Consider the following 231-nt stretch of genomic DNA (forward strand, 5'->3'; position numbering starts at 1 on the left):
CTTCAAATGCAACCATATTTGATTTTAAAGTAATAAAGGTTACTCCTCTCCAATGGTTTCCTGCAAAAGCGAAATCTCTAGCCCACCATTCTGTAAACATCTGATTAGAAACGATTACTTCAATATCAGGAAAGTCCGTTGTAATATCAATTTCCCCATTTGAAGGTATTGTATCAAAAACAACGGTCTTTCTATAGATGGGTTTATCATTGATCCATGTTCCTCCTGTCT

At 35.5% G+C, this 231-nt stretch carries 1 protein-coding gene; it reads right to left on the reverse strand.

What is annotated here, in order from left to right; genetic code table 11:
• The coding region (locus tag SB752_RS33345; protein ID WP_410719650.1) for a hypothetical protein at window positions 1–231 on the reverse strand (231 nt) is incomplete at both ends.

The sequence above is a fragment of the Brevibacillus sp. SIMBA_040 genome, from assembly GCF_046535075.1.
GTDB lineage: Bacteria > Bacillota > Bacilli > Brevibacillales > Brevibacillaceae > Brevibacillus.